We start from the raw sequence: 6,769 nt of genomic DNA, 5'->3' as shown, positions 1-6,769 counted from the left end.
CGCAAAGGCGATGGCGAGCCCGGACTGAAGACCCTCTGGCTGGGGATGCAGCGCATCATGGACTTCGCTGCGGGGATCAAATATGCCAGGGAGATGTCGGACACGGGGAGTTGTGTGTAATGGGATGCTTCCAACCCCACCTTGGCTTTGAACGCCGCCGCGTAAGTCTTACGCTTTGCTTCACCCATTTTAATCAACCCTTTCGTGCCGGCTTGACAGCTTAAATGACTGTCCGGTTTTCGGGGTCCACTTTAGTATTCGTAGAAATCCTCAAAAGCACTTGTTCGTTGACGAGCGCCGTGTTGATCTACAGTGCTGCCCTTGTTGTGGAACATTTGCTTCAACCAGAAACACGCCGTAGAGGAGTTCAGCAGCCCGATCAAACCCAAGTGGTCATTTTCACCCGCCGAAGCCGGAAGCTTGATTACGGGCGAGCTGCGGTTGAATACCTTTCCGCCTCGATCGAGTACGAAGTGGTTGTGCGTTGCAACGAACGCAAACGTAATTGATAGGGGTGTCGCGAGCTTTCCAGCAGTCAATCTTCCGTACTCGAACCAATGAAGCCCGGTCTCCACCTTGGTTTGCCCGCCAAACATCTTGCTATTTGATAAGCACACTCGATAGGGCCAGAGAAATGAGAAGGCGGTGCGAAAGTTCTCAAGGCGAGCAGGTGAAAAGTCTTCACCGTATGGAAAGATGGCGACCGATTCGCAGTTGTTAAACCAGTCTCTAACCTCGTCACCCACAACCATCCCTCGGAGCAACGAAGGGTCAATGCCTTGACGTCGACAGGTTTCTGGGTCGTGTATATAAGCGTTGTCTTCCAGAGTAAAGGACGTGATTCCAATTGAATCCGCGATGTCGGAGAGAACCTTTTCTGAGCAGTCCTCTATGGATTCCTTCAGACTTGATGCGCCGCCGCCTCCCATGCTCCACGGATGTCTAGCGAGCGTAGTTCTATCGATGTCCGAAACGCTGATCCACTCTGATTCAGAGTCTCGAAGATCAATCTGGTCGACGATTGCCCTCCATACCTTGCCTTGCGATGGATCTTCAGGGGTACTTGGCTCACCTTCAATACCCATGGCTGCTCGAATTACCGGGCTGGCGGGGAGGCGACTGCGTCCGACAAGAATCACCGTCGGAGTTCCGTGCCCTGGGATATAGGCGCCAGCGGTATCAATCACATGGGTGAGGTCCAGCGCTGGAAAGAAGGCCTCAACCAACTTCTTTCCAAACTCGCGCTTCATGAATGCATTGCCAACAATCAGGCCGACATAGCCTGCTCGCTGCGCGTTGTCGAGTGGCTTTGCCAAAGCCCAGAACCTCTCGCAAAATGGTGCGACGAGAGCGTACTTGCCATGGCAACTGGAGAAGCGCTCTCGATACAAGGCTGAAACCGCACGATCCTTGACCGCTATATAAGGCGGGTTGCCCACGACCGCCGCGTATTTTCTCGCCAGGATCCGATTGGTCGCCGTCAAATCTTCCGCCGCAAACGCATGTCGGTACAAATGATCGGCGGCCATCGCCAGATTCTCTTGCGGAGTATTCAACCCGAGCGATACCTGAGCCCGCGTGTAATCTCGCTGATCGAATCCGTGCAACAGGCTGTCGCCAGTCTCGATATGAAGATGGAAGTCCGGCGCCAGTCGCAGCTTGTGCACCTGAGCCATCTTGAGCGCGGCCACCAACAGTCGGAACCGGGCGATCACCACCGCGTAGGGGTTGAGATCGATGCCCGCGATGCGGTCCAGCGCCTCCTGCAGGGCCACATTGACGTTGTCTGGCCGCTGGCGCAGCCAGCGCGGCGCCAGCCGTTCAAAGGCGCCGAGCAGGAAGTGCCCCGATCCGCAGGTCGGATCGATCAGATCGACTTCTTCCAGGGTGTAGATGTCGAGCGCGGGGGTCAGCGTCCGGTCCAGGATGAATGACTCGATGAATGCGGGCGTCTGCAGCAGTGCGTACCGCGCCCGCGCCGCTTCGGAGAGGTCCTGGTACAGGTCGCCCAGGAAGCGGGTGTTCCAGTCGGGATCGGCGAAGTCGTGAACCAGGGCGCCGGTGTCGGCATTGGCGGCCCGGAAGAAGCGCGCCAGTTGCTTGCCCATGTCGGCGGAAACCGGAGCCGTCAGCAAGACGCGCTGGACCTTCATGACGTCCGAGAGACCAGGCAGGCGGCTCGCCACCGCGAACACCTCGCGCAGTAGGCGTTGTCGGAGTCGGTCGGGTGTTGAAGGTAGAAGGCTTCCTGTCGCGCCACGGCGGATTGCCCTCGGGCATCCGTGCCGGCGATCAGCGGCGCGTCGAGCAGCCCATTGTCTTCACAGAAGCGGACGAACACGCAGGCCAGGATCCAGGCCACGGCGGACTGGGTGAACTGCGCCTCGGACCAGGTCTCCAGCGCCTCGGCGGTGCGCCCGGCGTCGCGGGCGGCCTGCCAGTCCGTCGTCAGGCGCTCCCTGTAGTCGGCGTGAGTGGCAAAGCGACCGCGCAGATCGCTCTCCAGATCCCGGACCTGGACCTTCAGGTCCGCCAGCAGTTTGGTGCGATTAATCATCGGCTACCGTTAGGCGAATGTCGAACTTGACCAAGTTCAATGCGGAGGTGCGGAGGGCGGTTCGAACAAGGCCGCGACGGAATCGACGGTGACGGCGCGGCGGATGAGCGGACGCAAGGCGTCGGCGTCCAGTTCGGCGAGACGCTGGCGGAGGCGATCGTCAACCTGACCGAAACGCGCTTCCAGGATCTCGATCAGCGTTTCGACCAGCGCCTCCAGGCGGCCACAGTCCATGCCTTGCCGCAGTCCCTGCTGTATCCCCTGCTGTATCCCCTGCTGTATCCCTTTTTCGATCCCGCGTTCGATCCATTCTTGAGCAACGGTCATGTGCAAAGTCTCCTCGCGTTCGGGCTTGGCTTCGGCCAGCGCAGCGCGGAATTGGGTTTCGGTGATGGCGTAGTGGCGAACAATATAGACCAGAACCTGCCGTTCCAGTGCCTCGCCGTCGGGGAGATCGCGGAGGATGCGGGCGAGGTCGGCCGGCGCCAGATCGCGCACGAAAACGGCGCACAGGGCACCGAGCGCGGCGCGCACGGCAGGATCGGCGGAACGCTCGGGATAGGGCATCGGCCCCAGGTCACGCACCTGATAGCGCAGATCGCGCAGCCACTCCCGCACCTCATCGTCGGTGTCCAAACAATCCAGAATCGAGGTCGGGACGCTCCAAGGCTGACGGCCATGATAGAGCACCAGGGGCAGAATCGGCGGGAGCCGCCGCAGGCGTGAGGCCCTGCCTTCGGCATAGCGGGTCCAGATCCGCACCAGATAGCCGAGTAGTTGCAGCGGGGTGCCGGGATCGGGCGCGCTTTTGTGTTCGAGCAGCACATAGAGCAGCGCCGGCTTGCCGCCGGTGAGCGTGACCTGATAGAGCCGGTCGCTCCGGGTGTCGCGCAGATGCTCATCGATGTAAGTGCCATCGAGCAGGCGCGGGGGGTCCTCCGTCAGACGCGCGGCCAGCGCCGCAGGGAGTTGCTCGCGCAGCAGGATCGCGGACCGGCGCGGATCGTCGAGCAGGGCGCGAAAGAGGGCGTCATGGTGATTAGTGGGTTTGGGCATGGTATTGATGCGGCCCGTGAGGTGGAGACAGGGTTTAAAATTTTTATTTTTTAATATCTTAAACCGCGCCAGCTCCGACTGTCGCCGATGCTGTCGAGGCCGATTCAATCCACAAACATCACATAACGCACTGGGCGCGGTTTAAATACGGTGGGCGTTTTCGAGCCAGGCGCGCGGAATGCGACCGTAATCCGTGGTGTTGATGGTCACGGGAACGGCTTCTCCATCCAGCACGGGACGGTTGTCCGGTGTCAGCGGACTGGCGATCAGGGCAATCAGCGGCGGACGCTGGCCAAACATGCAGGCCTCGGCCAGCCTGGCGAACAGCGGCATTCGCTGCCAGCGCGCGGCCAGACCGAGATTCACCAGTAAGCCCGGTTGATCGTCCCGCAGCAGTTGCGCTTCGACCTTGGGCCAGACTTCGCCCAGCACGGTTGCGAAGTTCTGCGCATCCACCGAACCCGCCGGTGCGGCATCGGCGGCCAGCAGGGTGTTCCAGTCCACCTCCCATTCCTGGGCCTGCAACTCAAGCAGGGTGAGCACGACCGCGTCGAAGTCGATGACCTTCAGACCAAAACGCTGCGACAGTTCGCGCTGCGCGAGCGAGAGCCCCTTGGGATCGACGGACAGCGTCAGTAATTTGCCGCTGCTCAGGGTGTGCTTGATGCGTTCGTCGATCTGCAGCGCCGCCTGCACATCCGGCGCGGTGGCGGTGCGCGGGCGGTGATTGGTGCCGAAGCGGGTGATCTGGGTGGTGCCCGAAATAATGCCCGCCGAATCGAGCGTGACGAAGGCGCGCCTGGCGCTGTCCCACTGCACTTCCAGACCGGCATCCTTGAGCAGTTGCTCCAGTTCGACCGGACCGGGCAAGGGCGCGGCCTCGGGGTAACGGGCAAAGATCCGGCGCCGGATGGTCTCCAGATCGAACTGACGCAGACCGAGCAGCGAGTTGGTGGCCAGCTTGACGGCACGCGCGGCGGACAACTGGGCCGGATAGAACTCCAGGCGCGAGGACAAGGCCGCTTGCCGGGCGCACGCGGCTGCCAGGCGGATCAGCCGCTCAGCGCTCAGCCCCGCATCACCCGCAGGCGGCGGAAGGCGCGCCAGGGTGTCGGCCACCTGTTGTGACGAGGGTAGCGGATCCTGTTGCGCCAGGCGGTCGGCCGCCTCGCCCAGCGCCACGGCGTAACTGGCGCGGATCTCGGGAGACGAGGGAGACAGTCCTGCCGCACCGCTGCTGGCCAGGGTGGCGACCACCAGATCCTCGACGTGTGGCGCCTCGATCAGCGGCCGAACGGTTGCATCGCGCGTCACCAGTTGCCAGCGGGGCGTTTGCTTGGTGCGCTCGACGGTGATGACGGCTCGCGTCAGCGCTTCAGCCTCGCGATGCCGGGCGGCGCCTGTTTGCACGCTGCCGCGCCGGGCCAGGAGTGCGGTGGCGATCTCGCCAACCGTCGCGATGCCCCCCAGCCCGGCCAAGACAAGGGCCACGTCGTCTCGCAGGTGGGTGACTTCCGGCTGGCGCGACATCCGCTCGGCCATCGCATGCAACAGATCCTCTGGCAGCGGTGAGGCGTCTGCCGGTGCGCTCACGCCAAGCCAAGCCTCCAGGGCCTGGAGTTGTGCGTCGTCGCCTTTCCTGGGCACGAGCAAGGCGGCCGCCGCATCCACCGACAGTTTGGCGACGGTGGTATCGGCGGGCTGCTCGTCCCTGGCCGCGCCCCCGCTGAACTGTTGCCGCAGCCGGTCAGCAATCTGGTGCAGTTCGCGCGCCACGGCCAGCGCAATGCCACGGTGCCGGTAGAGCCGATTGCGCGGCACGTCGGCCAGATCGCCCGCCGTGGCCAGTGCCTCATGGCCAATCCGATCGAGCAGTTCGAGGTGGCGAGAATCCAGTTCCAGCGACCCCAGTGGCGTGCTCGGCGTGATGCCGCCGTCGATGGCCGTCGAATCGTCTCCGAAGGACAATTCGATTTGCCGTGTTGGTGTCGCGTGGGCCGTGGCGGGTCGCGAGACGTACTCGAACACTGTGCGCCATTGACGCAGCATCTGCTCGGCATTGTCAAAGCGCTGGCGGTGGTCGCGGGCCAGCGCCCGGACAAAAAAGTCGAGTGCTGGCTTGCGAATCGACGCATCAAAGCGTTCTGAGTCAAGCACGATCTCTGATGTCAGGGTCGCCGGGTCGGCGCTGCCATCGCCCCATTCGGGCAGGGTGCCGGTGGCCATTTCGTGCAGGGTCAGGGCGCAGGAGTAGCGCTCTGCATACCCGTCCCAAATGCCGCGTTTGCGCAGGAACGGGTCCATGTAGACCCGCGTTCCCGCGTTCAGGTCGGTGGCCGGAACACCCGCCAGCGAGAAATCAAACAGCGTGAGGGTGAGTCGTTTACCAGTCCCTGGGCGGATGCCGATATTGTCTGGCTTGATGTCGCGGTGGGGCACGCCCTCGCGCTCCAGGTACTCCAGAACAGAAATCAGCTCCTCGCCAAACCGCCGCAGCAGGTCCAGGCCCAGGCGACCCTCCTGGCGCAGACGTTCACCTAGCGTTTCCTCTCCCGCCGAGGACAGGAACAGGATCGCCAGGCCCGCGCTTTCGAAGCGTTCAAAGCACTGGACGATGTTCTGATGGGGCTGAAGCCGCACCAGGGTTTCGGCTTCGCGCTTGAGTCGCTCGTTGTACTCCGGCTCCAATGCGATCTTGAAAACGCCCTGGCGCGGTTGCCCCGCACCTTTGCGACGGACCTCAAGGGCCAGGCTAGTGCCGCCTTTACCGAGTCGCCGAATCACGTCAAAACCGTTGAGATCATTGCCTGTGTTGGCCTCTAAAGGGGACGCCAGCGGCGACGCGGGTGCTGTGAGAGCGTCTTCGAGGGCTTCTTCCGCCTTGTCGAGTGCGGCTAGGAATTCGTTGGTCGAACTGAAGCGATCATCGGGTGAGGGCCAGGTGGCAAACTGGATGAGTTCCTCGATCTCGGCCAGACACCCATTGACCATCGCCGACAACGTAAGCCCCGGTCCTTGTTCGCACTTAGCCCATCTTTAACATAACCCCATTGATAAACACCCCCAGATGGCATCTAACCATCTGATCTTTATGTACACGCCGGCCGAAAATCGCAATGTAGTGCCAAGTTATTCAATAGTGGAAGAGTAAAACCG

General features: G+C 62.1%; 5 protein-coding genes. 1 reads left to right on the top strand and 4 read right to left on the bottom strand.

Translation table 11 applies throughout. From position 1 onward, the window contains the following. Positions 1-120, top strand: a 120-nt coding sequence (locus CCR95_RS00710; protein ID WP_201090968.1) for an IS4 family transposase, incomplete at its 5' end; no start/stop codon positions are given. 131 nt (positions 121-251) lie between these two features. Here CCR95_RS00710 and pglX read toward each other — a convergent pair. The 4 genes from pglX to CCR95_RS00690 form a co-directional block, all read right to left on the bottom strand. Continuing rightward, complete coding sequence (gene pglX, locus CCR95_RS00705; RefSeq protein WP_338115318.1) at positions 252-2,186, bottom strand: BREX-2 system adenine-specific DNA-methyltransferase PglX; 1,935 nt, start codon at positions 2,184-2,186, stop codon at positions 252-254. Then, complete coding sequence (locus tag CCR95_RS00700) at positions 2,150-2,557, bottom strand: hypothetical protein (protein ID WP_201090963.1); 408 nt, start codon at positions 2,555-2,557, stop codon at positions 2,150-2,152. The genes pglX and CCR95_RS00700 overlap by 37 nt, the downstream gene beginning before the upstream one ends. Before the next feature lie 36 nt (positions 2,558-2,593). Beyond that, a complete protein-coding gene (locus CCR95_RS00695; RefSeq protein WP_201090961.1) occupies positions 2,594-3,613 on the bottom strand; it encodes an Rpn family recombination-promoting nuclease/putative transposase in 1,020 nt (339 codons plus the stop codon). Positions 3,614-3,754: 141 nt separating this feature from the next. Further along, a complete protein-coding gene (locus CCR95_RS00690) occupies positions 3,755-6,604 on the bottom strand; it encodes a protein kinase domain-containing protein (RefSeq protein ID WP_201090959.1) in 2,850 nt (949 codons plus the stop codon). Positions 6,605-6,769: the final 165 nt, after the last annotated feature.

This window comes from Thiocystis minor, assembly GCF_016653465.1.
Taxonomy (GTDB): Bacteria; Pseudomonadota; Gammaproteobacteria; order Chromatiales; family Chromatiaceae; genus Chromatium; species Chromatium minus.
The sequence above is the reverse complement of the archived record's forward strand: the minus strand, read 5'-3'. Positions and strand labels throughout refer to the sequence as shown.

Coding starts and splice junctions, on each gene's coding strand:
- CCR95_RS00700 (WP_201090963.1), bottom strand. CDS start 2,557: ATGATTAATCGCACCAAACTGCTGGCGGACCTGAAGGTCCAGGTCCGG.
- CCR95_RS00695 (WP_201090961.1), bottom strand. CDS start 3,613: ATGCCCAAACCCACTAATCACCATGACGCCCTCTTTCGCGCCCTGCTC.
- CCR95_RS00690 (WP_201090959.1), bottom strand. CDS start 6,604: ATGGTCAATGGGTGTCTGGCCGAGATCGAGGAACTCATCCAGTTTGCC.